Genomic DNA, 25118 nt, shown 5'->3' on the forward strand with positions numbered 1-25118 from the left:
GGATTCGTTCACGAGATGCCGGACCATCGGTACCGGCTCGGTGCCGCGACTTTCCGGCTGGGCTTCCAAGCCCTCGACGCCATCGACATCCGGTCGGTCGCCAGGCCGTTCATGGAGAAACTCCACGAGCAGACGGGCGAGACCGTTCACCTCGGAACGCTCGAAGACAATGAGGTGGTCTACGTCGAGAAGGTGGAGGCGACCCGCCCGTTGCGTCTGCACTCGCGGATCGGCGCTATCGCGACCGTGCACTGCACCGGCGTTTCCAAAGCGATTCTCGCGTTCCTTCCCGAAGCCAAGCGCGGCACCATTCTCGACGGGCGTGACCTGGCCCGGTTCACCGACAACACGCACACCACCATCGCGGCGCTGGAGAGTGATCTGGCCGAGTGCCGGGAGCGCGGGTTCGCACTGGACGCCGAGGAGCACGAGCCCGGCATCCACTGCGTCGGGGCGCCCATCCTTTCCGGCTCCGGGGACGTGGCCGGTGCGATCAGCGTCACCGCGCCCCTCAGTCGGGTCGACCGCGGCGCGCTCCTCGAATTCGTACCGGCCCTCCTGGCCGCGACGCAAGAGACCTCTAAACAGTTGGGCTGGAGGGCGCAATGAGATTTCGAACCATCGCCATTCTCCGTGCTTATGAGCCACAGCGGGCCGCCGATCTGGCCGACCAGTGCTGGGCGATAGGCATGGATCTGGTGGAGGTTCCCGTTCAGGGGAGCCCGGGCTGGGCGGCCCTGGAGGCTGTCGCCGAACGCGCGCAAGGTCGTGCGTTCGGCGCCGGCACGGTCCTCTCGGCGGACGACGCACGTCGCGCCGCCGGGATGGGTGCCTCGGTGATCATCAGTCCGGACATCGACGCGGACGTCGTCGAGGCCGCGCTGAACGTGAATGCCGTACCACTTCCGGGGGTCATGACCCCCACCGACGTCGGACAGGCTGCCCGGCTCGGGTTGGACACCTGCAAGTTGTTCCCGGCTTCGGTGGTCGGACCGGCCTGGCTGGGAGCTATCAAAGGGCCGTTCCCGGCCATGAATTTCATTGCTGTCGGCGGCGTCGATCTGGGCAACGCCGCAGGTTTCATCAAATCAGGGGCCACCGGTGTGGCATTGGGAAGCAGTATCGAGACGTTACTGTCACTCGATGACCCGGCCGCTTTCATAGCAGAACTCCACGACCTCGTGGAATAGCCCTGCTGGCGATTGTCAGCGGCTTCTCTTCCAAGTATTTCCTCTTGGCTCACGGCTGGCTGTTATCCCGCCTCCGATAGCGGTTTAACTTCGGTTCCCGCCGGCGTAAAGGAAATCCGTGCGAAGGATTGCCAGGACACAGTCCATGTCCTAACGTCCTCACGTCATTACAACCTGGCGATATGTCGGGACCGTTACGCGCACGTCAATTTTCGCAAAAACAAGCAGTCGTATGACGAACCGTAGGGAGGCGGAGTGCCGACGATCGAGACCAGTTCCACGAGCGTCCCCCTCCAGAGCCGAGTGCCGCTGGTGCGGCTCGAGGGCATCACCAAGAGCTTCGGTGGGGTCCAGGCCCTGCGGGGTGTGAGTTTCGACCTGTTGCCCGGCGAGGTGCACGCGCTTCTGGGCGAGAACGGCGCGGGGAAGTCGACTCTGATCAAGATCCTTTCCGGCGTCAACACCCGCGACGGCGGCGTGCTCGAGGTCGCGGGGGAGGAGACCACGTTCCGGTCGCCGGCGGAGTCGCGCAATGCCGGCCTAGCGGTCGTCTACCAGGAGCTGAGCCTGGTGCCGTCCATGTCGGTAGCGGCGAACCTCCTGCTCGGCCGGGAGCCGCAGAACCGGCTCGGGCTCGTCAAGCGACGCCAGTTGATGCGTGAGGTCGAGGCGTTCCTCGAGACGTACAACATGCCGCTGAACCCGAAAGCGATCGTCGGTGACCTGCCGTTCGCGTACCGGCAGATGACCGAGATCTGCAAGGCGCTGATGGGCAACGTGCGCATCCTCGTACTGGACGAGCCCACGTCGGCGCTCACCGGGGGCGAGGAGGAGGTGCTGTTCGACGCCGTCAAGCGGGTGACCGAACGCGGCGTGGGCGTCATCTACGTCACGCACCGCCTGAGCGAGGTGTTCCGCCTGTCCCAGCGGGTGACGGTGCTTCGGGACGGCTCGAATGTCGCCACCTTCGCCACCAGCGAGACCACGATGAAGTCGCTTGTCGCGGCGATCGTCGGACCCGGACACGAAGGGTTGCGCAGCGCGACCGAAGCGGTCGCCTCCGACGCCGTTGCGGCGGACGCCGCCGCCACGGCCGCACCGCAGGTCGAGCCGTTCCTGAAGATGTCCAATGTAGTCAATGACCGATTGCGCGGTGTCGACCTGGCGGTGCGGCCGCGCGAGATCCACGGCCTCGCCGGGGTGGTGGGCAGCGGGCGGACGGAGATCCTGCAGACGGTCTTCGGGCTGCGCAAGGTCGCCAGCGGCGAGCTCCAGATCGACGGCCAGGCGCGGAAGGTCCGCAACCCGATCGACGCGATCCGGCTCGGTGTCGCACTGGCGCCCGAGGACCGCCACGAACAGGGGCTCGTGCTGTCGCACACCATCGAGCGGAACATGGCCCTGCCGCGGATCGGTCAGCTGTCCCGGTTCGGCTGGTTCCGCCGGGGCGCGTCGGTCCAACGGTCGCACGAGGCCATCAAGGAGCTCGCGGTCAAGGCGCCGGGGCCGTCCACGGTCGTCGGCAACCTGTCCGGCGGAAACCAGCAGAAGGTCGTGTTCGGCAAGTGGCGTGACCCCACGCCCAAGCTCCTCCTCCTCGACGAGCCGACCGTCGGCGTCGACGTCGGCGCCCGCGAGGAGATCTACGGCGTCATACGTAGGGCGGCGCAGGGCAGCACCGCCGTGCTGGTGGCCTCATCCGACCTCGTCGAGCTGCTCCTGCTCTGCCACCGCATCTCGATCGTCGTCGACGGCCGGATCGTGAAGACGGTCAGTCGGGCCGAACTCGGTAACGAGGAAGACCTGCACCACTTGATCCAGGAGTCCCAGTCTCTCGCACAGGAGTCGCAGTCATGAGCCAGACCGTCACGGCCCCCGCGGTGAAGGAGTCGCCGTCCTCTCCAGGTCCCAAGCTCGCGAAAGCACTGCTGGCCGGCGATAGGCCGTACATGCTGTACTTCGCTTTCGCCGTGCTGGTCGTGGCGTTCAGCGTCATGTCCCCGGTGTTCTTCTCCACGGCGAACTTCCTGAACATCGGCCGTCAGACGGCGCTTGTGTCGATCATCGCCGTCGGCGCGACGTTCGTCATCATCTCCGGCGAGATCGACCTCTCGGTCGCGTCGACCCTCGCCGTGTCCGGCATGTCAGCGGCGCTGGCGATGCAGCACCTCCAGAACAGCTGGTACGTCGGCCTCCTCGCGGCGCTCGCCACGGGAGCCGTGGTCGGCCTCATCAACGGCGTGCTGACCGCCCGCCTGGCGATCCCGTCCTTCCTGGTCACCCTCGGCACCCTGGGTATGGCCCGCGGGGTGGCGCTCCTGGTGACCGACACCAAACCGGTCATCATCAACAACGACACCTACTTCGCCATCTTCGGTGAGGGCCTGATCGCCGGGATCCCCGTGCCGATCGTGTGGACCGTCCTGGTGATGATCCTCGGTGCGCTGCTGCTGCACTTCAGCGGCTTCGGCCGGCGCATCTACGCCACCGGCGGCAACGCGACCGCGGCCCGCTACTCCGGCATCAACACCAAGCGCGTCAAGACGACGGCGCTCGTCCTCACGGGCACCCTCGCCGGTCTCGCCGCTGTCATCTTCACCGCGCGGGCACACGCGGCGCGCCCCGACGTCGTCGCGGGCATGGAGCTCGACGTCATCGCCGCGGTCATTCTCGGTGGCACGAGCCTGTTCGGCGGCCGAGGCGCCATCGTCGGCACCCTGCTGGGCAGCCTCATCATCGGCGTACTCAACAACGGCCTGGTCCTGCTCGGGGTCAGCTCGTCGCTTCAGCTGGTGATCAAGGGCGCCATCATCATCGCCGCGGTCGCCTTCAGTAAGAAGTAACAGCGGCATCCGCCGGTAACCAGTTCCCCGGCCGCCATCATGCGGCCCATCACCTCGCGCCCGCCGCCTACGAGGCGGCCGAGCCGAGACGCTGCACAACCCGCAACGGGCCAACGAGCCCATGGGAATGGTCAATCAGATCGGTCAGCTCATACGTAAAAGCTCGGAGTGTCCTATGAGGTCAACCAGAAAGTCCCGGGGGCTGTTATTGGCGGCCACCGCCCTGTGCCTGGCGGCTACGGCCGCCTGCTCGGCGGGCACCAGCAGCGGAAGCGGCGGTGACTCCGCATCGGCGGTCAAGCTCGACCCGGCCAAGGTCGGGCCCACGTCGGTCATCGGCCAGGGCCCGAACGGCGAGCCGGCCGCGTCGCCGGACCAGCTAAAGATCAGTGACGAGGACGCGGCGAAGCTCAAGGCGGGCAAGTACAAGGTCGGCCTGGTGATGCACACCCTCAACCTGGACTTCTCGAAGCTGCAGATCCAGGGCATGAAGGACACCTTCGACAAGTACGGCGTGGAGATCATCGGTACCACCGACGCGTCGTACAAGGTGGACCAGCAGACGGCCGACCTGGAGAACATGATCCAGCGCAAGCCGAACGGCATCATCAGCCTGCCGGTCGACAACACGGCGATGGCGCCCGCGTTCAAGAAGGTTTCCCAGGCCGGCATCAAGCTGGTACTGATCGACAACCTCCCCACGGGCTTCAAGCACCCCGCCGACTACTCCGCCGTGGTCTCCGCTGACAGCCAGGGCAACGGCCAGATCGCGGCCGAGGTGCTCGCGGCGCGGATCCCCAAGGACGGCACCATCGGCATCGTCGGTTTCGGTATCGACTTCTTCGTCACCAACGAGCGCGTCAAGGGCGTCAAGGACTGGCTGGCGAAGAACCGCTCGGACATCAAGATCAAGCAGGCGAACTTCACCGACCAGTCCAAGGTCAGCCAGACCGCCGGTGACTTCCTGACGGCCAACCCCGACGTCAAGGGCGTGTTCGTGGTCTGGGACGCCCCGGCGATGGACACCCTGTCGGCGATGCGCGCGCAGGGCATCACCGTCCCGGTCACCACGATCGACCTCGGCCTGCAGGCCGCGCTCGAGATCGCCAAGGGCGGCCCGCTCAAGGGCCTGGGCGCCCAGCGCCCGTACGACCAGGGTGTCGCCGAGGCGATGGCGCTGCTGAACGCGTTCCTCGGCAAGGAGCCACCGGCGTGGGTCGGCGTCCAGTCGCTGCCCGTCATCCAGTCGAACGTCCTCGAGTCGTACAAGACCGTGTTCCACGCAGACCCGCCGGCTGACCTCGTCGCGGCGTGCAAGTCCGCCGGCTCCGCCTGCGGCTGATGCGGTAACCCGGTCCGGGTGCGAATCGCGCTGTCGCCAGGCGATTCGCACCCGGACCGGGACAATCGCCCACCTGAAGAAACTGGAAGGACCACTGAATGAGTGACGAACTGCGCCCCGGCGTGTCGGCCACGATCGAGCGCGTCGTGGACGAGAGCCTGTGCACCACGCGGGGCGAGTACGACATCTTCTCCACCCCGAACCTCGTGCTGTTGCTCGAGGCGGCCGCCATCGCCGCCATCGCGCCGCACCTGGGCGAGGGCCAGGCGTGCGTCGGCAGCCAGGTGAACATCGCGCACTCGGCGCCCACCCTTCGTGGTCAGACGGTGTGGGCGACGGCCACGGTGACCGAGGTGGACCGCCGCCGGGTCGAATTCGACATCGAGGTCCGCGACGAGGTGGACACCATCGCCACCGGTACCCACCAGCGCTTCATCATCAACCTGGACAAGTTCGCGGCGAACCTCGCGGCAAAGGCCGAGAAGGTCGAGAACGCCTAGTTCCCGGGCCGCGCTTCGCGGCCCGGACAACCATTGCCCGTGGTGATGGCGGGCGCGGCGGTGCCGCGTCCGCTCTCGCGGCATTCACACGCACGACCGCCCGATCCGGACGGCCCGAAGGGCCGGCGACAGGTGCGGCGGGTGCTAAGGGGGAGCGACATTGTCCGTGGTACAGATCGGCGCGGTCGTCATTTGCCTTGCTGTCACGGCGGTTGCGGTGGCGCTGTTCGGCAAGGTCGTCACGTACTTCGTCAGCGTCTTCAAGCTGGGGCAGCCCGACCGCGCCCGGACCGACCGGCCCGCCGCGCGCGCCGCGACGCTCGTACGCGAATTCCTCGGGCACACCCGGATGTCGCGGCTGCCGGTGGTGGCCGCGGCGCACTGGTTTGTGATGGTGTCCTTCGGGCTGCTGTTCTTCACTCTGCTCACGGCGTACGGGCAGCTGTTCGATCCGTCCTTCGCGCTGCCGCTCATCGGCCACTTCGTGCTGTACGAGTGGCTGGCCGAGCTCATCTCGTGGGCGTCCTTCGTCGGCATCCTCGCGCTGATCGCGATCCGGCAGCGCAACCACCCGCGCGGCCTGCGGCGCAAGAGCCGCTTCTTCGGCTCGACGTTCTGGCAGGCCTACTACGTCGAGGCGACGATCCTCGGCGTCGTGGTCTGCGTCCTGACGCTGCGCGGACTGGAGTACGCGCTCGGCCGGGCGCACGGCGAGGAGTCCGCGTCGGCGCTGCACTTCCCGCTCACGGCGTTCATCGGCAAGGCCTTCTCCGGAGTGGCGGCCGGTAGCCTGGAGACCGCGATCGTCGTCGTCGCCGCGATCAAGATTCTCATCTCGATGGCCTGGATGATCACGATCTCGCTCCAGCCGACGATGGGCGTGGCCTGGCACCGGTTCCTGGCGTTCTTCAACATCTTCTTCAAGCGCCACGCCAACGGTCGCACCTCGCTCGGCGCGCTCCAGCCGATCCAGGTCGGTGGCAAGCCCGTCGACTTCGAGAACATCGAGGAGCTCGACGAGGACGCCGCCCTGGGCGTCGGCAAGGTCGAGGACTTCACGTGGAAGGGCCTGCTCGACTTCACCACCTGTACCGAGTGCGGTCGCTGCCAGAGCCAGTGCCCGGCGTGGAACACCGAGAAGCCGCTCTCGCCCAAGATGCTCGTCAAGACGTTGCGCGACCACGCACACGCCAAGGCGCCGTACCTGCTCACGCCGGACGCCGAGCGCAAGAACCTACCCGAGACGACGACGGCGCTGGCCGAGGTCGTGCTCATCGGCAACACCAGCTACGACATCAACAACCCGCTGTCGGCGTACAACCCGCACGGCCCCGACGCCGTGATCGACCAGGACGTGCTCTGGTCCTGCACCACCTGTGGCGCCTGCGTGGAGCAGTGCCCGGTCGACATCGAGCACGTCGACACCATTGTGGACATGCGCCGGTACCAGGTGCTCATCGAGTCGTCGTTCCCCGCCGGGCTCGGCGTGCTGTTCAAGAACCTGGAGAACAAGCAGAACCCGTGGGGGATGCCCGCGCAGTCGCGTCTGGACTGGGCCAAGGACCTGCCGTTCGAGGTGAAGGTCGCGGGCCGCGACATCGAGGACCTCGCGGGCGTCGACTACCTGTTCTGGGTCGGCTGCGCCGGCGCCTACGAGGACCGGGCGAAGAAGACCACCCAGGCGGTGGCCGAACTTCTGCACACCGCGGGCGTTTCCTTCGCGGTACTGGGCGAGGGGGAGACCTGCACCGGTGACCCGGCCCGCCGCGCCGGTAACGAGTTCCTGTTCCAGATGCTGGCTCAGGCCAACGTCGAGGTGCTCAACGAGGCCGGCGCGAAGAAGATCGTGGTCACCTGCGCGCACTGCTTCAACACCATCAAGAACGAGTACCCGCAGCTCGGCGGCTCCTACGAGGTCGTACACCACACCGAACTGCTCAACCAGCTGGTACGGGACAAGAGGTTGGTCCCGGTTTCCCGTCCGGAGGACGGCGTGCTGGCCGGGTCGGTGACATACCACGACCCGTGCTACCTCGGCCGGCACAACGGCGTCTACTCGCCGCCGCGTGAGCTCATCGGTGCGCTGCCCGGTGTCCAACTGCGCGAGATGCCTCGCAACCAGGAGAAGTCGTTCTGCTGCGGCGCCGGCGGGGCTCGCATGTGGATGGAGGAGAAGCTCGGTACCCGGATCAACGCCAACCGTACCGAGGAGGCGGTCGCGACCGGCGCCGATCGGATCGCGGTGGGCTGCCCGTTCTGCCGCGTCATGATCTCTGATGGGCTCGCCGGCAAGCAGGCCGACGGCACCGCGCCCAAGGAGATCGAGGTCGTCGACGTGGCCCAGGTGCTGCTCGCGTCCGTCCGTAGCGGCGGCGAGGCCGGCGCGGCGGCTCCCGGCTCGCCCTGAGCCGGACGGTTTTGCCGGAGCCTCGTCCGCTCAGCGCGCGGACGGGGCCCCGGCCAGCAGCGTGCGGATCCGGTCCACGAGGTCGTCGCGGAGGTACGGCTTGAGGAGGTAGCCGTCGGCGCCCACCGTGTGCCCCAGCACCTTGAGGTCGGCGGCTGTCGCGTACGCGCTGAGAATCAGTACCGGCACGTCGGCCGTCGATCGGTCTTGACGAAGGCGTACACAGACGTCGAAACCGGTCATTTTCGGCATGCGTACGTCGAGGACGATGACATCGGGGCGTGCCGCTTGCGCGGCTTTCAGGCCGGACGGGCCGTCGTCGGCGGTGAGAACGGTGTACCCCTCGGCGGAGAGCTGCGCCGTGACGAGTTCACGGACGTCCGGGTCGTCGTCGATGATGAGGACGGTGGGCGCGGCGGATCGCCCGGGATGCCGCTGCCGGGTACCGGCGGGCAGGGGTGGCAGGCCGCGAAAGTGCTCGCGGTAGTGCTCAAGGAGCGAAACCGGCATAGTGGACCTCCGGCGTGCGGGTCGGTGCAGGGTGCACCGATTGCAGATCCTTGACGCCGGGGGTGGTGGCTCCGGTCCCAGTGTGGTGCAGGACGGGAGCACACTCCTCGGTACGACCCGCGCCGAGGGCGGAAGCTAGAGTCGGTGCGATGGACGCCGCCGCGTGGGACCAGCGCTACGCCGCCAGTGACCTGGTGTGGAGCGCCGAGCCGAACCGGTTCGTCGCCGCCGAGCTTGCCGACCTGCCGCCGGGGCGGGCTCTCGACCTGGGCGCCGGGGAGGGCCGCAACGCGATCTGGCTGGCCACCAGCGGCTGGCGGGTCACCGCCGTCGACTTCTCTGCCGTCGCGATCGACAAGGGCCGCCGGCTCGCCGAGGCCCGGGAAGTCGAGGTGGAGTGGGTCGTCGCTGACGTGACCGAGTACCGACCGCCGGCGGGCGGGTTCGACCTGGTGCTCATTGCGTACCTGCACCTGGCGCCCGCCGACCTGGCCACGGTGCTGCGCCGGGCGGCAGACGCGCTCGCGCCGGCCGGTACCTTGCTGGTCGTCGGGCACGACGTCACGAACATCGCCGACGGCGTCGGCGGTCCGCAGGACCCCGAGTTGCTGTACACACCGCAGGGCATCACCGAGTGCCTCGACGGGCTGCGCCTTGCCCACGCGGACCGCGTTCGCCGTCCGGTCGCCGGTCAGGCCGACGGGCGCGCGGCGATCGACACCGTCGTGCGGGCGCAGCGGCCGAGCCGCGGTTAGCCGGCGGGGCCGTCGAGGACCACGACCGCGGTCCCCGGCACGAGTTCCTGCAGCAGCAACTGCTGGCCCGACTTCGTCAGGCGGATGCACCCGTCGCTGTCGTCCTTGCCGAGCGTCCGGTCGTTGTGCCAGGTGTGTATGCCGATATGGGCGCCGCGCAGGCCGGCCGGGACGGCATTCACGTCGTCCGGCACGGCGCCCAGGGCGAACACGTCGGTGTTGGCGTACACCGCCCCCGGCAGCGACGAGCGCCCGAGGATGAACGTCCGGCCGAGCGGGGTCGGCGTCTGCCGGACACCAAGGGTCACCGGCCAGGACCGGAAGAGGGCGCCGTCGCGGAACCAGCGCATCTCGTGGGTGCTGCGGTAGACCACGAGCTGGTCGCGCAGCGGCACGGTCGTGAAGCCGTCGCCGGGCGGTAGCCACGCGATCGTCCGGTTCGCCGAGGGGAGCATTACGGCGGTCCAACCCGACTTGCGCGCCACCACGGGCATCGTCACCTCGACGCCGCTGATGGTCGGCGCGAGAAACGCGCGGGGCTGCCCGCCGGGCGCGTCGTACGCGGCGAGCTTACGGGTCGGATGCAGGCCTTCGGCGAGGTGGGCGGTCGACAGGGCGTCCGGATCCGACGGGAACCCGGCGGGCGCCGGACCGTAGGTGACGACGGGCAGGTCAGCGGGGGCCGCGGCAGCCGAGGGGATCACCTCGGCCGACGGCGCCGCGAGCGACGGCTGCGGAGCAGGGGGTTGCGCTGAAACCCACCGCGCCGGTCGGTGCGCGCACCCGGTGCTGGCGATCAGCGCCACCACGGCCAGGCAGGTGGACCGTCGCAGTGACCCGGTGGAAGGACGTTGGTAGGAGAACCGCACCACGGAAGATTAACCGCCGTGAAGCGGCGATGCACAGGTGTGTATCGCTCGATGGCCGCTCGTCGGCGCCTGGAGCCCGGTCTCCACGGCTTCGCGGAGGTGCGATGACTCCGAGCCCTCGTACGAACGCACAGAATCCCGGCGATCATCGTTGCTTTGGTCGCATTGAGATCGCAGTTGGTCCCGTAGAACCTCACGTAGACGAAGAGAATTCCCCAGGGAGTGTCGATGGCGCGGGCTGAACTACCTTCACGTGCACAGGTGGTCATCGTTGGCGGCGGGGTGGTGGGCGCGAGCGTGGCCTACCACCTGACCAAGCGGGGATGGACCGATGTCGTCCTGCTGGAACGCAACGTGCTGACGTCCGGGACGACCTGGCACGCGGCCGGGCTGGTGACGCAGGCCCGCGCGACCGACGGGACCCGGAAGATCGTTCAGCGCAGCCTCGAGGTGTTCCGGAACCTGGAGGCCGACACCGGTTTCTCCACGGGCTTCGTCCAGACCGGAACCCTGAACCTCGCGATGAGTCAGGACCGCTGGGACGAGCTCAGGCACCAGGCCACCTCGGTGCGGTCGAGCGGCGTGGAGGCCCACCTGCTGAACGTGGACCAGACGCTCGAGAAGTACCCGTTGCTGAATCCGGACGGCATCCTGGGCAGCCTCTACTTCCCGTACGACGGCCGGGGGAGCGCGACCGACACGACGACCTCGCTGGCCCGCGGCGCGGCGCAGCGCGGCGCGAAGATCTTCGAAAACGTCGTGGTCGAGGACGTGCTGACCCGGCAGGGACGGGTCGTCGGCGTGTCGACGTCGCTGGGCGACATCGAAGCCGAGTACGTCGTGAACGCCACCGGAATGTGGGGGCGCGAGTTCGGCGCCAGGGCCGGGGTCGACGTCCCCCTGCAGGCGCTCGCGCACTACTACATCGTCACCGAGGCGATCCCCGGCCTCACCCGCAACCTGCCCACCGTCAAGAGCGGCGACGACTACGCGTACGTCAAGGACGAAGCGGGCGCCATCATGGTGGGCTTCTTCGAACCGGGCAGCTACGCCTGGTCGTCCCGCGGAATTCCGGAGAACTCGGGCTTCACCCAGCTACCGGAGGACTGGGACCACCTCTGGCCGTTCTACGAGAAGATGACCTCGCGTATCCCGATCCTGGCCGACGCCGGTATCAAGCTGCACTTCTGCGGCCCCGAGAGCTTCACCCCGGACGGTCTCTACCACCTCGGCGAGGCGCCCTACCTGCGCAACTACTTCGTGGCGGCGGGTTTCAACTCGGTCGGCTTCCTGTCCGGCCCCGGCGCCGGATCAGTGCTCGCTGACATGATCGTCGACGGCCGGTCCCCGATCGACCTCCCGGAACTCGACCCCGCCCGCGTGCAGGATCACGAGACGAACCGGCGCTTCCTCGAGCAGCGCGTCGTCGAGACCCTCGATGTCTCGTACGAGGTCCACTGGCCGTTCCAGCAGCGGACGTCAGCGCGCCCGCTGCGCAGAAGCCCCCTGTACGACCGGACGGCCGCGGCCGGCGCCGTCTTCGGCGAGCTTCTCGGCTGGGAACGCGCCAACTGGTACGCCCCGGAAGGCGTCGACAAGGAGTACCGGTACTCGTTCGGCCGCCAGAACTGGTTCGAGCACTCGGCGGCCGAGCACCGGGCCGTCCGGGAGGAAGTCGGCCTGTTCGACACCTCGTCGTTCGGGAAGCTGCTGGTCCAGGGGCGGGATGCGGTCACGGTCCTGCAGCGGCTGAGCGCCAACGACGTCGACGTCGAACCCGGCCGGATCGTCTACACCCAGTGGCTCAACGAGCACGGCGGCATCGAGGCCGACGTGACGATCACCCGGTGGGACGAGACCCGCTTCCTCGTGCTGTCCGGCCCGGCGACCGTCAACCGTGACCTGGCGTGGATCCACCGTCACATCGGCCCCGATGACTTCGCCACCGTCACGGACATCACCGGCTCGCTGGCGATGCTCTCCGTGATGGGCCCCGACTCGCGGCGGCTCCTCCAGCCGCTGACCGACGCGGACCTGTCCAACGAGGCGTTCCCGTTCGGGCGCTCGAAGCGGATCGACCTCGGCCTCGGGTACGCGCGGGCGACCCGCATCACGTACGTGGGGGAGCTGGGCTGGGAACTGCTGATCCCGATCGACATCGCCGTGCACGTCTACGACACGATCGTCGAGGCCGGCGCGGCAGTGAACCTTCGGCACGCCGGCTACCACGCCCTCAACTCGCTCCGCCTGGAGAAGGCCTACCGCAGCTGGGGGCATGACATCTCGGCGGGGGACACCCCGCTGGAGGCGGGGCTCGGATTCGCCGTCAAGTGGGACAAGCCGGGCGGCTTCATCGGCAGGGAGGCGCTGCAGCGGCAACGGGAGGCCGGCGTCAAGCGGCGGCTCGTCCAGTTCCTCCTTGGCGACCCCGACGCGATACTGTTCCACGACGAGCCGATCTCCAAAGCGGGGGTGCAGGTCGGGCGGGTCGTCTCCGCTCAGTACGGTCACACCCTGGGTGGATCCGTCGCCCTCGGGTGGATCGAGGCGCCGTCGCGCGATCACGAGAGCGGTTGGTACGAGGCCGGCGACTTCGAGATCGAGGTGGCCGACGAGCGTATCCCCGCGAAGGCGTCGCTCCGCCCGCTGTACGACCCCAAGTCCGAAAGGCCCAGAAGTTGATCCCCGCGCCCAACACCGAGTTCGTCCTCACCCTGTCCTGCGCCGACCGGCGCGGCATCGTGGCGGCCGTGGCCGCGTTCCTGTCCGATCAGGGCTGCACGATCCGCGACAGCCAGCAGTTCGGGGACGAAGACACCGGACGGTTCTTCCTGCGGGTCCACTTCATAAGCGAGGTCGGGCCGATCGACGTGGAACGCATCCGGAAGCTGTTCGAAGCCACGAGCGACGAGTTCGCCATGAACTGGGCGATCAACGACGTCTCAGTCCGTAACCGGCTGCTCGTGATGGTCTCCAAGCAGGGTCACTGCCTCAACGACTTGCTGTACCGCGTTCGTACCGGCGCGCTCGCAGCGGAGATCCCGGTCGTCGTCTCCAACCACGAGGACCTCCGGTCCCTCGTCGAGTGGCACGGCATCCCGTTCCACCACGTGCCGGTCACGGCCGAGACGAAGCCGGCGGCGGAGGACAGGCTGCGGGCGCTCATCGAGGAGTACTCGATCGACACGGTGGTGCTCGCCCGGTACATGCAGATCCTGTCCGACTCCCTTTGCCGGGACCTGGCGGGCAAGGCGATCAACATCCACCACAGCCTGCTGCCGAGCTTCAAGGGTGCGCGCCCGTACTTCCAGGCGCACACCCGGGGCGTCAAGGTGGTGGGGGCGACCGCGCACTACGTGACCGCCGACCTCGACGAGGGGCCGATCATCGAGCAGGACTTCACGAGGGTGTCGCACAAGCACAGCGCGCAGAACCTGACCGCGCTGGGGCGCGACCTCGAAGCGGTCGCCCTGGCGCGGGCGGTGACCGCCCACGTGGAGCACCGGGTGCTGCTGAACGGGACGAAGACGGTCGTCTTCGACTGAATCAATAGTGTTTGGAATCGTCCCGTACGTGGTAACGCATGATCCATGGGTGTGCGTACCTGGATCGAGGGCTGGCCGGTCTACCGGCAGCTGACCGGCACCGACCCGCTCGGCCGTGGGGCGGCCGCCCAGTCGCCCCGCTCCAAGGGGCTCACCGCGCGGACCGAGACGGCCGACTCGATGGCCAGGTCGGTCTGCCCGTACTGTGCGGTCGGCTGCGGCCAGCGGGTCTACGTCTCCGATGGCCAGGTCACCCAGATCGAGGGCGACCCGGACTCGCCGATCTCGCGCGGCCGGCTGTGCCCCAAGGGCTCGGCGAGCAAGAGCCTGGTGACCAGCCCGCTGCGGCAGACGAAGGTGCGGTACCGCCGTCCTTACTCGACCGAGTGGGAGGATCTCGACCTCGACACGGCGATGGACATGATCGCCGACCGGGTCATCGCGGCCCGGGCGGCGTCGTGGGAGGACGCCGACGACGAGGGCCGGCCGCTCAACCGCACGCTGGGGATCTCCAGCCTGGGTGGCGCCACGCTGGACAACGAGGAGAACTACCTCATCAAGAAGTTGTTCACGGCGATGGGGGCTATCCAGATCGAGAATCAGGCCCGTATTTGACACTCGTCCACCGTCCCCGGTCTGGGGACCAGCTTCGGTCGCGGTGGCGCCACCAACTTCCTGCAGGACCTCGCCAACGCTGACTGCATCATCATCCAGGGCTCCAACATGGCCGAGGCCCACCCGGTCGGATTCCAGTGGGTCATGGAGGCCAAGCGGCGCGGCGCCCGGGTGATCCACGTCGACCCGCGCTTCACGCGTACCAGCGCCGTCGCGGACACGTACGTGCCTATCCGCGCGGGCTCGGACATCGCGTTCCTCGGCGGGGTGATCAACTACATCCTGAGCAACGACCTCGACTTCCGCGAGTACGTGCTGGCGTACACGAACGCGTCGACGATCGTCAGCGAGGACTTCCGCGACACCGAGGACCTCGACGGCCTGTTCTCCGGCTTCGATCCGGAGAAGCGCACCTACGACCCGTCGAGCTGGCACTACGACGGGCACGAGGGCGAGGGCGACCGGCAGGACACGCACATGCAGCGGGAGACGGCCAGCGCGTTGCAGCACGAGTCGCACGGGCCGGGGGTGCCCAGCGACCCCGACCGCGACGAGACGTTGCAGCACCCGCGCTGCGTGTACCAGATCCTCAAGCGGCACTACGCGCGCTACACGCCCGAGGTGGTCGAGCGGATCTGCGGCGTGCCGCGGGAGAAGTTCGCCGACGTCGCCCGGGCCTGGGCGGAGAACTCCGGGCGCGAGCGTACGACGTCGCTGGTGTACTCGGTCGGCTGGACGCAGCACAGCGTCGGGGTGCAGTACATCCGGGCCGGCGCGATCATCCAGTTGCTGTTGGGCAACGCGGGACGGCCGGGTGGCGGCGTCATGGCGCTGCGCGGGCACGCCAGCATCCAGGGCTCGACCGACATCCCGACGCTGTTCAACCTGCTGCCGGGGTATCTGCCGATGCCGCACCACGAGCAGCACGCCACGTACGCCGACTGGGTGGACAGCATCAGCCACCCCGAGCAGAAGGGGTTCTGGCACGACGCGGGGGCGTTCTGCGCGAGCCTGCTCAAGGCGTACTGGGGGGAGGCGGCCACGCCGGACAACGACTTCTGCTACGGGTACCTGCCGCGGCTGACCGGCGACCACGGCACGTACCAGCAGGTCTTCAACATGATCGACGGCAAGATCAAGGGGTACTTCCTGCTCGGGCAGAACCCCGCGGTCGGCTCCGCCCACGGCAAGGCGCAGCGGCTCGGCATGGCCAACCTGGACTGGCTGGTCGTCCGCGACCTGTTCATGATCGAGAGCGCCACGTTCTGGAAGAACAGCCCAGAGGTCGAGACCGGCGAGATCGTGCCCGAGGAGTGCCGCACCGAGGTGTTCTTCCTGCCGGCAGCGTCCCATGTGGAGAAGGAGGGCACCTTCACCCAGACCCAGCGGCTGTTGCAGTGGCGGGAAAAGGCGCTCGACCCGCCGGGCGACGCCCGCTCGGAGCTGTGGTTCTTCTACCACCTGGGCCGCATCATCCGCGAGAAGCTCGCCGGCTCCACCCTGCGCCGGGACCGTCCGATCCTCGACCTGGCGTGGGACTATCCGACGCACGGCGAGCACGCCGAGCCGAGCGCGGAGACGGTGCTCAAGGAGATCAACGGGTACGAGGTCGGCTCCGGCAGTCCACTGTCGACGTTCGGGGAGTTGAAGGACGACGGCTCCACCGTCGGCGGCTGCTGGATCTACACCGGTGTCTACGCCGACGGCGTCAACCAGGCCGCCCGCCGGGCGCCGCGCGAGGAGCAGGACGTGGCCGCCCACCAATGGGGCTGGGCCTGGCCGGCCGACCGGCGCATCCTGTACAACCGGGCCTCCGCCGACCCGCAAGGTAGGCCGTGGAGCGAGCGCAAGAAGTACGTCTGGTGGGACGCGGACTCCGGTGAGTGGGTCGGCCACGACGTGCCCGACTTCGAGAAGACGAAGCCGCCGTCCTACCGGCCGGAGCCGGGCACCCCCGGCGTCGAGGGCATCGCCGGCGACGACGCGTTCATCATGCAGGGTGACGGGAAGGGCTGGCTGTTCGTGCCGGCCGGGCTGATCGACGGGCCACTGCCGACGCACTACGAGCCGGTCGAATCGCCCGTGACCAACCCGCTGTACAAGCAGCAGGCCAACCCGACCCGCAAGGTGTACGAGCGGCCGGACAACCCGCTCAACCCGAGCGCGCCCGACCCGCACGCCGAGGTGTTCCCGTACGTGTTCGCGGTCAGCCGGCTCACCGAGCACCACACCGCCGGCGGCATGAGCCGTACCCTGGGACACCTGGCCGAACTGCAGCCGGCGATGTTCGTCGAGGTGTCGCCGGACCTGGCCGCCGAGCGAGGCCTGACCCACCTCGGCTGGGCGCACGTCGTCACCGCGCGGGCGGCCATCGAGGCGCGGGTCCTCGTCACCGACCGCCTCACGCCGCTGCGGATCGACGGCCGGGTGCTCCACCAGATCTGGCTGCCGTACCACTGGGGCAGCGAGGGGCTGACCACCGGCGACTCCGCCAACGACCTGTTCGGCATCACCCTCGACCCGAACGTGCTGATCCAGGAGAGCAAGGTCGGCACCTGCGACATCCGGCCCGGGCGGCGACCCACCGGCAAGGCGCTGCTGGAGTACGTGGAGGGCTACCGGCGACGCGCCGGCATCACCGAGGAGCGGCGGGCGCCGATCGTGACGACCGACGAGGGATAGCCAGGTCTGTACCGCCCTGAGCAGCGTCAGCCACGAGCGGCGCCTGACCCGGAGGATGATGGCGGCAGCACCGCAAACGGACGCCCCGGGCCCAGCACCACGCCACCGCGGCCGGCACCGCCAGGAGGCATTCCTCATGTCCCCGCAGGTGGTCGTAGCGGAGATTGTCAGCGACGCCGGCCAGATTCATTCGGCCGTGGAAGGGCGCGCTGGCGCTCGCCGCTGCTGCGACCTTACTCGCCGCCTGTGGCGAAAATCGAGACTTCCGGCTCTGGCTCTGGCGGCAGGTTAGCGAGGAGCAGTTCCTTTCGCGGTAGCCGTCAGGTTCGCACGGCCGGCCTGGGCGATGGAGGCCAGGAGGAACCCGCTGTTTATCGCGGTGAAGAGCACCATGACCCAGATCATCCAGGCGGGACGAACCGCGATCACTGCCGCGATGAGGGTAATCATGAAGCTGTAGTCGCGGACGAGCTTGACGAGTCGGACAGCGACTACTTCTGACGCCACGAGGCTGACGTTCGTGCCTTCCTTGCTCATCACGGATGTGACTAGGTTGACCATCCAGGAGCCGGAGAACACCGCCACCAGCCAAGCCGGCGTGCCTGGTCTTGCGGCGGTGGTGACCGCGGCGATGGCGGCGACAAGTGCGATCTGGACGGCGATGTCGCAGAGAATGTCAAGTCGGCCTCCTGCGGGGCTGGCCGTCGAGGTGACGCGGGCGAGTTGGCCGTCGGCGCAGTCGGCGATGTAGGCCAACTGCCACAGCGTCCACGCGGTCAGGCCGACAAGCCATGCCGATACGTCGCCCACAGCCATCGGGCCGGCGAGCAGGAGAACACCGACTGATGTCGCAACACCCAAAACCAGGTTGCAGGCGGTCAGCGTCGTCGGTGTCCAGCGCAGGCGGTGCGCCGACAGGGACAGCCAAGCCGCCACGCGATGGTTGAACTGTTCAGTGAGCAGACCAGAAGGCCGACTGTTGCGGTAGAACTGCGCGGCGGTCGGCTGCCCGGCGTGAACGTCAACAGGCATTGTGGATTTGCCCTTCTGTGGCAAGCTCCGTGGGCTTGGGCCGAGAGGTGCGGGGACCCGAACGGAAGCCGGCGCAGGTTTCCCGGTCATTGGAACGTCCCACGATGTCCGGTTTCTGAACAGCGGTACTACGCGTCTACTACCCGCCTCCGGGCTGCCCGGTGCAGACACGAATGTCACCCTAGTGGCGGTGTTGTCGTCAAGCATCTTTGTCGATCCGGGGATCGTTCACGCCTGAAACCCGGGCATATCCGCGCACGCGCGAGGAGATATGCGCCAGCCCTCGTGCGGTGTGGTGGATGTCGAAGCGGTGCGCGTTGGCGATCCCCTGGGTGCTCAGCGAATGCCGAAGGCCGGGATCGTCGGCCAGCAGGTCGATGGCCTGGCTGAGTTGCCGGGCGTCGCCCGGCCGGTAGGGCAGGCCGGAATCGCCGATGCTGTCGGCGAGCCCGGCCACTGCCGAGTACATCACCGGCAGACCGTGCGCCTGGGCCTCAATGCCGACCAGGCCGAATGCTTCCAGGCCGACCGTGGTGAACAGGAACGCGTCATGGTCGGCGAAGGTGGCCCACAACTGATGGCGCTGCACGAAAGGGCTAAAGCTGACCTGGTCAGATACTCCGAGTTCGATGGCCCGCCGTCGCAGACTCTCGCGCTGATCGCCGTCTCCGATGATGCGCAGGTGGTGGCGCCGCTTGGTCAAGGCCATGGCTTCGACTGCGGTGACCGAACTCTTGTTCTGGTCGAGGCGGCCGGCGTGCAGAAGGCGCAGCGCTCGGGCGGTGCTCGGACGGTGCATGCTCGCCACCCTGTCCAGCGGAATGCCCCATCCGACGACCGACAACTTCGCAGTCCATTGGCCGGCGGTCAACTCGTCGACTTGCCGGCGCAGCGCCTCGGTGGGCAGCACCACCTCGGCGCTGCGCTCCACCACCTCGGTGAGCGCGGCAAGGGCTTGTGTCGAGGCGGCCGCGGCGATGACATCGGTGCCGTGGGCGACGGCGACGATCGGGATATTGCCAGCGACCCGGCAGAACGCGAGGCTAAGGCCGAAGCCGAGATGTTGGGCGTGAATGACGTCCGGCTGGAGGATTTCCAAGTGCCTAGCCACGATACGGGTGAGCTGAGTGACGTAGGCGTCGAAATCCGGCCCGTACGGCGCTTTGTGCGCCTGGCAGTGCACGACGGATTCGAAGCCATGGTCCCAGCCCGGCGAGGATTCGGGAAGGCAAAAGAACGTGGTGGACAGCTCGCCGCGAAGTACGCGATAGGTGTCACTGCATAAGATCGTGCTACCGCATGACGGCGCGAGGGGCAGGTCGATTCCGGTGGCGACCGTGGTTGGGCTCATCTCGAACTCTCCAAGTCTTCCCGTTGCCGGCCTGTCACTGCTGCGACGCCGACTCCTGCCTGTTCTGCGCTTCGAAATCGCGGTGGATAAGCGACGGCCGCGGTCCTGTCGCGTGCTGGTACTTGCCGTCGTACAGCACGATCCGTCCCTCGGGTTTCCAGAAGGTCACCTGGCCGATACGCATGCCGGGATACACGCGTACTGGTTGAACCGCGTGTAACTGCAATGTCCAGGCATTGAAGGAGCCGATGTCGATCAGATCGGCCGTGACGTGTACGAACAAGCCGAGGCGGGCGACGGAGGACCGTGCCCGGATGATCGGCACGTAGTGGTCGCTGCCCATGTGCTCCGCAGTGCCGGCAAGGTAGATCCGGTTCGGATAAAGGACGGTGCCATCCGGGGACAGCTTCCCGTAGACGGCCTTGTTCTCCTTGCGGCAGTCGAGCGTCACGGATTCGTACCAGCAGAACTCCTCGCCGAGTAGGAAGTCGTAGCTGTTGGGGCTGATCCGCTCTCGGTCGAAGGGTTCGATCCGGATCCGTCCCAGGCGCACCTGGTGTTCAATCTCTGGTCCGGTGAGGATCATCGGACTTCGCCTCCTTGGGCTGTCAGTGATGCCGTCATCGCGGCCGGGTTGCACGGGGCCGCATCCGAGCGATGGCCGTAGTAGCCGCGATAGGGCGTCGTGTCGCCATACGGTTTCCAGAAACTGACCTGACCGACGACCATTCCGGGATAGACCCGGATGGGCTGAGTGGCCACGATTTCGAGCGTCCACCGGTGTACTGCGCCGAGTTGACCCAGGTCGGCCGACACCTGCAAGAACAGGCCCACCCTGCCGAGCGACGAGCGCCCGATGAGACTCGTTACGTACACGGAGCTGCCGATTTTCTCCACCGTCGTCCCGAGATAGACGCGACCGGGCACAAGAATGCAGCCGCTTTCCGGGATTTCGAATTCGGTAAAAGAAGCTGCGCTGAACGGGTCCGCCACGTCATCGGTCGTCACGCGCAAGGTAGGGCCGAGTCGGTAGTTGTAACTGTTGGGGTTGGTCAGAGATGCATCGAACGGGTCGATGTGTATCTCGCTTTTCGTGACTGCGTCTTCAATCGCACTACCGGTGAGAATCACGTCGCCTCCCTACTCCAGTCCGGTAATAAATGGCGTCGGTACGTGCTGGTGCGCCCGGTGCGGCGCGGCCCGGCGCACCGCGTGCCCGTCCGGATCGCGATGCTGCCTCGCTCATCACGGCGTCGCCGGTGGCTCCGCAGTCATTCCATCCAGCCCACCCGCCGGCGACGTCAATTCGTCCGCTCGAACCAGCTCAGCTCACCCGACCGGCGAGCTCCGATCAGGTGCGGTTGCGTCACGCCAGGCACCCGCCGAGGCAGCCGAAGCGCCAGCGCGAACGCCTTCGCCGCCCGCTCGTACGCAGCGCACGGCCCCGGCACGCCGCACGTACGGCACAGCCCGTTTGCGCTGGACACCGCGTGTTGCTCCAAAGTGGCCTGTGCGTCGTCGATCTGTTGGCCACCGTGGTATGTCGTCATACCGCCCCCAAAACCTTGAGGTAGGTGGGCGCACCGTCAGTCGGCACTAAGCGGAAGTAGCACGATTCGACCGGTGGTGCGCCCAACCTGTCGCCGGTCGCCACGGAGATCGCATCGCGTAGCGATCGGGAGCCATGAACTCCTGGGTACACACGGACGGTAGGGAACAGGACACATTGGAGCTACTACAGCGGTAGCAGTCTGGGCGCTATCGTTGCCGGCATGGATGGACGTGAGCCCACCTTGCTGCGTGGCATCGGCGCCAACATCGCCGCCCATCGACGCGCAGCGGGCGTTACCCAGTCCGATCTCGCTGCGCGTATTGGCAAGTCGGTGCAATGGGTCTCCGCCGTTGAGCAGGGACGTCGGCACGCCGACCGCCTCAGCGATCTACTCCGAATTGCGGTGGTCGTCGGCTGCACCGTTGAGGATCTGATCGGGCGCCCGGTCGACACGCTCGCGCCCGGCGGGCGCCCGCGAGGCGAGGCGGTCGCCGCCGTGCGCGAGGTGATCATGCGGGCGGCAGGGCCAGCGCCGTTGCCCGATCCGGCACCGGATCTCGATGAGGTCAGCACGCGAGTGGCCGAGGCGTGGACGATCTGGCACGGCTCGCCAACGGCGCACGCCATCCTCGGCGGCGTCCTTCCCGGGCTTCTCCAGGACGCCAACGCCGCGTACCTAGCCACTTCCGAGCGCAAGCTGGCCGCACGCAACCTCGCCGGGGCGTACCAGGTCACCCGCCAATGGCTGCACCACATTCCGGACGGCGAGTTGGCATGGGTAGCCGCTGAGCGCGCGATGAACGCCGCCCGCGAGGCCGACGACCCGCACCTCATCGCGCTCGGCGCGTGGGCACTGTCCGCGTCGTACCGACGAGCCGGCCAGCAGGAGGAGGCCACCCGGCTGTGCCTGGCCGCCGCTGACGAGCTGAAGGCACGCATCGACCCCGACAACCCGCAAAAGGATCTCCTCGCCGACTACGGGATGTTGCACCTGGCAGCCGCCGTCAGTGCAGCACAGTCCGACGAGGACGGCCGGGCGTGGGCCCTGCACCGGGTCGCCGGCGACGCCGCGCGGGCGCTCGGCGCGCACTACGACCCGTGGACCGCGTTCGGCCGAGGCAACGTCGACATCCACGGGCTGGCCATCAGTGCCGAACTCGGGCATGCGGACGCCGTGGTGGAATACGCGGCCCGGCTAGAGATCGACAGCGTCCCCAGTGTCGAACGCCGCGCGGCGGCACTCATCAATACCGCTCGCGGCTTCGTCCGGCGCGGGGAGGACGAGGCCGCCGCCCTCGTACTCCTTGACGCGGAGCAGATCTCCGAAGACGAGGTACACGACTCCACCCTGGTGCGCGAGTTGCTGCGTGAACTTCTCCACCGCGACCGCGCCCGTGCCCGGTCCCATGTTCGTGGCCTCGCCCAGCGGTCCGGGCTCATCGCGGCGTAGTACCCGCCGAACCCGAAGCCGGGCGCCAGACCTTGCTCCCCAGCGCCCGGCTTCGGGACGAGTCAACGGCCGTTGGCGGACAACCGCCGACGCGGCCGGTCGCCGCTTGGCGGTTCGCTGACCAGGCGCAACAGGTCCGCGACCGTGGCAGGCGTCGCCTCCGCAATCTGACCCGCGCTGATCGGGCCGCCACCGGAGGCACGGGCGCCAGCCAGGCCGTGAACCAGAGCGGACATCGCGCCCGCGTCCATCGCCCCCACACCCGATGCCATGAGCGCACCCGCGATACCCGCGAGGACATCACCTGATCCTGCGGTCGCCAGCCAGGGCGGGCCGTCGTTCTGGCTGAACAGCCATCCAGACGGGTTGGCGATCAGCGTGGTCGGCCCCTTCAGCAGCACCGTGGCCTCCACCTCCCGGGCGAGCCAGAGCGCGTGGAACATCGGCCGGGTCTCGACATCGCCGCGTGTCACCTCGTGGCCCAGCATGTCCAGCATCCTGGCCAGCTCCCCGGCATGGGGAGTCATCAGCACGCCGTCGGCGCCGACCGACCGGGCGCCCGCCGCGCGGCGCTTGACGCACTCCTCCAACGCCCCCGCGTCGACCACGCAAGGCAGGCCCGAATCGAGCGCCTGTCCGATGGCCTCGTCCTGGTCCGGGTCAGCCTCGACCCCGGAGCCGAGCAGCCATGCCTGGACCCTGCCGAAGCCCGGGACGGCTTCCGGCGCCGCCATCAGCACGTGGTCGGTGACGCGCGGCGGCCCGATGTACCGAACGATGCCCACACCCGCCCGCACCGCGCCCAGAGCTGCGAGCACGGCCGCGCCGGGATAGGTGTCCGAGCCGGCGATCACCCCGAGCACCCCTCGGGTGTACTTGTGATCGGTCCGCGCCGGCACCGGCCAGCGAGCCGCCACGCCGACCCTCGTCAAGCGCCGAACGAGTGGCTGGGCAGGTAACTCGTCCGTCAAGCCAACGTCAACGAACTCCAGCCGACCGGCCGCGTGGGATGCGGGCGGAAGGAACAGGCACGGCTTGAACGAGCCGAAGGTGACCGTCACGTCGGCATGAACGTGCGGGCCGGAGCTCTCTCCGGTGTCGGGATCAACACCACTCGGCAGGTCAACCGCGACAACCGGAACCCCCGCCGGAATGGCCGCCACCAGCTCATCAGCCGGGCTCCGCAACCCGCCCGATCCTCGATCGCCGACGATGCCGTCCACCACCAGCTCGGCCGCAGCGAGCGCCGAGAGCGCTGCCGTCCGCCCCTCATCGGAACGGGCATCAACCGTGATGCCGTGGACCGCGCCCAGTGTGGACAGGCCCTGGGGATAAGCCTCCCCGCCCACGAGCAGGGCCTCAACCGCCGCTCCCCGCGAGCGCAGGTGAACCCCGGCTAGCAGCGCGTCCGCCCCGTTATTGCCGGTGCCAACCAGCAGCACGACGCGGCGACCGTTGACGCCTCCGCGCCGCTCGCGCAGCACATCTGTGCATACGGCCGCTAGACCGGCTGCCGCTCTCCGGATCAACGTGTCATCCGAGCGAGAACGCGCGAGCACCCGAGCCACCGCGCCTTGTACATCCTCACTTCGATGTGCTGACAGAACCTCCGCTGAATCCACCCGCACAGGCTTCCATATCTCCACCGGCGTGTCCCACCCGTCGAGCTGCGCACGCTCTGACGCCTTACGCTGCTTCATCGCCCGCCAGGAACGGCTCAGCGGCCAGCGCCTTCAGACGTTTCCCGTGCGCGCTCATCATGGCCGTGAGTTCGGCGGCGGTGGGTGGGACGACTGCGCGCCCGGCGCTCCCGCGCCTCTTGTACCGCCGTGACGAGCGCGGCGCTGTCGGAATCGCAGAGCGCGTCCTTGGCCCCCGGGGCGAGTCTTCACAAACCAACCATCGATACCGTTCTTCTACGTGTGATCAAGCCGCCTCGCCGCACAGGCCGGCGAAGGATCATTGGTCTTCTGCTGCCAGGCTCACCAGGCGGAAGTGCTGGGTCAGCACCAGGGTGTCGTCGTTGACGGTGAAATCGGGATCCCCCAGTTCGGCACGCACCTGCGCGCTGTGCCAGAACTCTTCGTGGCCGGCCCGCCACTGCGCCACCGATTCGTCGCCCTCGCCCTCGTCGAGGGCGTGCTGCAGGTCCACGTCGGCGAGCCGGACCACCCGCACCTCGGTCAACTCGATCACCGCGACTGGCCGGTCGGCGGAGTCCACGACCGCAAACTGCTGACCGGCCCTGGGCAGCGGCTCGTTCTCGCGCTCGTATCCGACCACCAGGCCCGAGGTCGAGGTCTTCACGCCAGACAGGATTGCGGCCACTAACCGATCTCGCAGCGGCCCAGGAAACGCGAACTCCTTCCGCGGAAGATCACCGGCAATCATGCCGTAGACAGTACGAGCCCTGTGCCAGGCACCTCGCCATATCGGCCCGCACCCGCGCGCCGTGCCGATAACCAGCACACATAG

19 protein-coding genes and 1 pseudogene are annotated in these 25118 nt (G+C 68.0%); 12 read left to right on the forward strand and 8 right to left on the reverse strand.

All coding sequences use genetic code 11. The annotated features are described in order from the left end of the window. Positions 1-15 precede the first annotated feature (15 nt). The 7 genes from HC028_RS23675 to HC028_RS23705 all read left to right on the forward strand — a co-directional run bounded on the left by HC028_RS23675 (position 16) and on the right by HC028_RS23705 (position 8282). Positions 16-609, forward strand: coding sequence for an IclR family transcriptional regulator (locus HC028_RS23675; protein ID WP_239075637.1), 594 nt, complete (start codon positions 16-18; stop codon positions 607-609). Further along, entirely contained in the window at positions 606-1190 is a 585-nt protein-coding gene (locus HC028_RS23680) for a bifunctional 4-hydroxy-2-oxoglutarate aldolase/2-dehydro-3-deoxy-phosphogluconate aldolase (protein WP_168079611.1), read from the forward strand. The genes HC028_RS23675 and HC028_RS23680 overlap by 4 nt, the downstream gene beginning before the upstream one ends. Positions 1191-1445: 255 nt before the next feature. Beyond that, complete coding sequence (locus tag HC028_RS23685) at positions 1446-3047, forward strand: sugar ABC transporter ATP-binding protein (RefSeq protein ID WP_203981486.1); 1602 nt, start codon at positions 1446-1448, stop codon at positions 3045-3047. Next, complete coding sequence (locus tag HC028_RS23690; RefSeq protein WP_168079612.1) at positions 3044-4033, forward strand: ABC transporter permease; 990 nt, start codon at positions 3044-3046, stop codon at positions 4031-4033. Before HC028_RS23685 ends, HC028_RS23690 begins: the two co-directional genes overlap by 4 nt. A 175-nt stretch (positions 4034-4208) precedes the next feature. Continuing rightward, complete coding sequence (locus HC028_RS23695; RefSeq protein WP_168079613.1) at positions 4209-5375, forward strand: substrate-binding domain-containing protein; 1167 nt, start codon at positions 4209-4211, stop codon at positions 5373-5375. A 98-nt stretch (positions 5376-5473) separates the two neighbouring features. Continuing rightward, positions 5474-5875 (forward strand): thioesterase family protein, encoded by a 402-nt coding sequence (locus HC028_RS23700; RefSeq protein ID WP_168079614.1) that lies wholly within the window; start codon positions 5474-5476, stop codon positions 5873-5875. Between the two features lie 160 nt (positions 5876-6035). Beyond that, on the forward strand, positions 6036-8282 hold the full coding sequence (locus tag HC028_RS23705; RefSeq protein WP_168079615.1) for a (Fe-S)-binding protein: 2247 nt from the start codon (positions 6036-6038) through the stop codon (positions 8280-8282). Positions 8283-8312: 30 nt separating this feature from the next. Here the strand turns inward: HC028_RS23705 and HC028_RS23710 are convergent, their stop codons facing one another. After that, entirely contained in the window at positions 8313-8792 is a 480-nt protein-coding gene (locus HC028_RS23710) for a response regulator transcription factor (RefSeq protein WP_168079616.1), read from the reverse strand. Between the two features lie 149 nt (positions 8793-8941). Between HC028_RS23710 and HC028_RS23715 the strand changes: the two genes are divergently transcribed. Then, entirely contained in the window at positions 8942-9547 is a 606-nt protein-coding gene (locus tag HC028_RS23715; protein ID WP_168079617.1) for a class I SAM-dependent methyltransferase, read from the forward strand. On the opposite strand, the gene HC028_RS23720 is transcribed toward HC028_RS23715, so the two are convergent. Then, positions 9544-10416, reverse strand: coding sequence for a L,D-transpeptidase (locus HC028_RS23720; RefSeq protein WP_239075636.1), 873 nt, complete (start codon positions 10414-10416; stop codon positions 9544-9546). The genes HC028_RS23715 and HC028_RS23720 overlap by 4 nt on opposite strands. 228 nt (positions 10417-10644) lie before the next feature. On the opposite strand from HC028_RS23720, the gene HC028_RS23725 reads away from it, so the two are divergent. The 3 genes and pseudogenes from HC028_RS23725 to fdh form a co-directional block, all read left to right on the forward strand. After that, positions 10645-13098 (forward strand): GcvT family protein, encoded by a 2454-nt coding sequence (locus HC028_RS23725; protein WP_168079619.1) that lies wholly within the window; start codon positions 10645-10647, stop codon positions 13096-13098. Further along, positions 13095-13961: a formyltetrahydrofolate deformylase gene (purU, locus tag HC028_RS23730; RefSeq protein WP_205861657.1), complete on the forward strand. Its 867-nt coding sequence runs from the start codon at positions 13095-13097 to the stop codon at positions 13959-13961. Before HC028_RS23725 ends, purU begins: the two co-directional genes overlap by 4 nt. 45 nt (positions 13962-14006) lie before the next feature. After that, positions 14007-17249 (forward strand): annotated as a pseudogene (gene fdh, locus HC028_RS23740) (formate dehydrogenase); the annotation flags it as partial. A gap of 297 nt (positions 17250-17546) precedes the next feature. Here fdh and HC028_RS23745 read toward each other — a convergent pair. The 4 genes from HC028_RS23745 to HC028_RS23760 all read right to left on the reverse strand — a co-directional run bounded on the left by HC028_RS23745 (position 17547) and on the right by HC028_RS23760 (position 20772). Continuing rightward, positions 17547-18290 carry a CDP-alcohol phosphatidyltransferase family protein gene (locus HC028_RS23745; protein WP_168079655.1) on the reverse strand — a complete coding sequence of 248 codons (744 nt, stop codon included), beginning with the start codon at positions 18288-18290 and terminating at the stop codon, positions 17547-17549. Positions 18291-18489: 199 nt separating this feature from the next. Continuing rightward, on the reverse strand, positions 18490-19641 hold the full coding sequence (locus HC028_RS23750; protein ID WP_168079621.1) for a glycosyltransferase family 4 protein: 1152 nt from the start codon (positions 19639-19641) through the stop codon (positions 18490-18492). 34 nt (positions 19642-19675) lie between these two features. Then, on the reverse strand, positions 19676-20227 hold the full coding sequence (locus HC028_RS23755; RefSeq protein WP_168079622.1) for a dCTP deaminase: 552 nt from the start codon (positions 20225-20227) through the stop codon (positions 19676-19678). Continuing rightward, positions 20224-20772, reverse strand: a complete 549-nt coding sequence (locus HC028_RS23760) for a dCTP deaminase (RefSeq protein WP_168079623.1) — start codon at positions 20770-20772, stop codon at positions 20224-20226. The genes HC028_RS23755 and HC028_RS23760 overlap by 4 nt, the downstream gene beginning before the upstream one ends. A gap of 641 nt (positions 20773-21413) precedes the next feature. On the opposite strand from HC028_RS23760, the gene HC028_RS23765 reads away from it, so the two are divergent. After that, entirely contained in the window at positions 21414-22643 is a 1230-nt protein-coding gene (locus HC028_RS23765; RefSeq protein ID WP_168079624.1) for a helix-turn-helix domain-containing protein, read from the forward strand. A 62-nt stretch (positions 22644-22705) separates the two neighbouring features. On the opposite strand, the gene HC028_RS23770 is transcribed toward HC028_RS23765, so the two are convergent. Continuing rightward, entirely contained in the window at positions 22706-24343 is a 1638-nt protein-coding gene (locus HC028_RS23770; protein ID WP_168079625.1) for a bifunctional ADP-dependent NAD(P)H-hydrate dehydratase/NAD(P)H-hydrate epimerase, read from the reverse strand. 259 nt (positions 24344-24602) lie between these two features. Continuing rightward, entirely contained in the window at positions 24603-25031 is a 429-nt protein-coding gene (locus tag HC028_RS23775; RefSeq protein WP_373313997.1) for an ASCH domain-containing protein, read from the reverse strand. Between the last annotated feature and the right edge of the window lie 87 nt (positions 25032-25118).

This window comes from Planosporangium flavigriseum, assembly GCF_011947225.1.
GTDB lineage: Bacteria > Actinomycetota > Actinomycetes > Mycobacteriales > Micromonosporaceae > Planosporangium > Planosporangium flavigriseum.

Excerpts from the sequence above, each read along its gene's own strand:
- HC028_RS23675 (WP_239075637.1), top strand. The coding sequence starts at position 16 with ATGCCGGACCATCGGTACCGGCTCGGTGCCGCGACTTTCCGGCTGGGC.
- HC028_RS23680 (WP_168079611.1), top strand. The coding sequence starts at position 606 with ATGAGATTTCGAACCATCGCCATTCTCCGTGCTTATGAGCCACAGCGG.
- HC028_RS23690 (WP_168079612.1), top strand. The coding sequence starts at position 3,044 with ATGAGCCAGACCGTCACGGCCCCCGCGGTGAAGGAGTCGCCGTCCTCT.
- HC028_RS23695 (WP_168079613.1), top strand. The coding sequence starts at position 4,209 with ATGAGGTCAACCAGAAAGTCCCGGGGGCTGTTATTGGCGGCCACCGCC.
- HC028_RS23700 (WP_168079614.1), top strand. The coding sequence starts at position 5,474 with ATGAGTGACGAACTGCGCCCCGGCGTGTCGGCCACGATCGAGCGCGTC.
- HC028_RS23710 (WP_168079616.1), bottom strand. The coding sequence starts at position 8,792 with ATGCCGGTTTCGCTCCTTGAGCACTACCGCGAGCACTTTCGCGGCCTG.
- HC028_RS23715 (WP_168079617.1), top strand. The coding sequence starts at position 8,942 with ATGGACGCCGCCGCGTGGGACCAGCGCTACGCCGCCAGTGACCTGGTG.
- HC028_RS23725 (WP_168079619.1), top strand. The coding sequence starts at position 10,645 with ATGGCGCGGGCTGAACTACCTTCACGTGCACAGGTGGTCATCGTTGGC.
- HC028_RS23745 (WP_168079655.1), bottom strand. The coding sequence starts at position 18,290 with ATGCCTGTTGACGTTCACGCCGGGCAGCCGACCGCCGCGCAGTTCTAC.
- HC028_RS23750 (WP_168079621.1), bottom strand. The coding sequence starts at position 19,641 with ATGAGCCCAACCACGGTCGCCACCGGAATCGACCTGCCCCTCGCGCCG.
- HC028_RS23755 (WP_168079622.1), bottom strand. The coding sequence starts at position 20,227 with ATGATCCTCACCGGACCAGAGATTGAACACCAGGTGCGCCTGGGACGG.
- HC028_RS23765 (WP_168079624.1), top strand. The coding sequence starts at position 21,414 with ATGGATGGACGTGAGCCCACCTTGCTGCGTGGCATCGGCGCCAACATC.
- HC028_RS23770 (WP_168079625.1), bottom strand. The coding sequence starts at position 24,343 with ATGAAGCAGCGTAAGGCGTCAGAGCGTGCGCAGCTCGACGGGTGGGAC.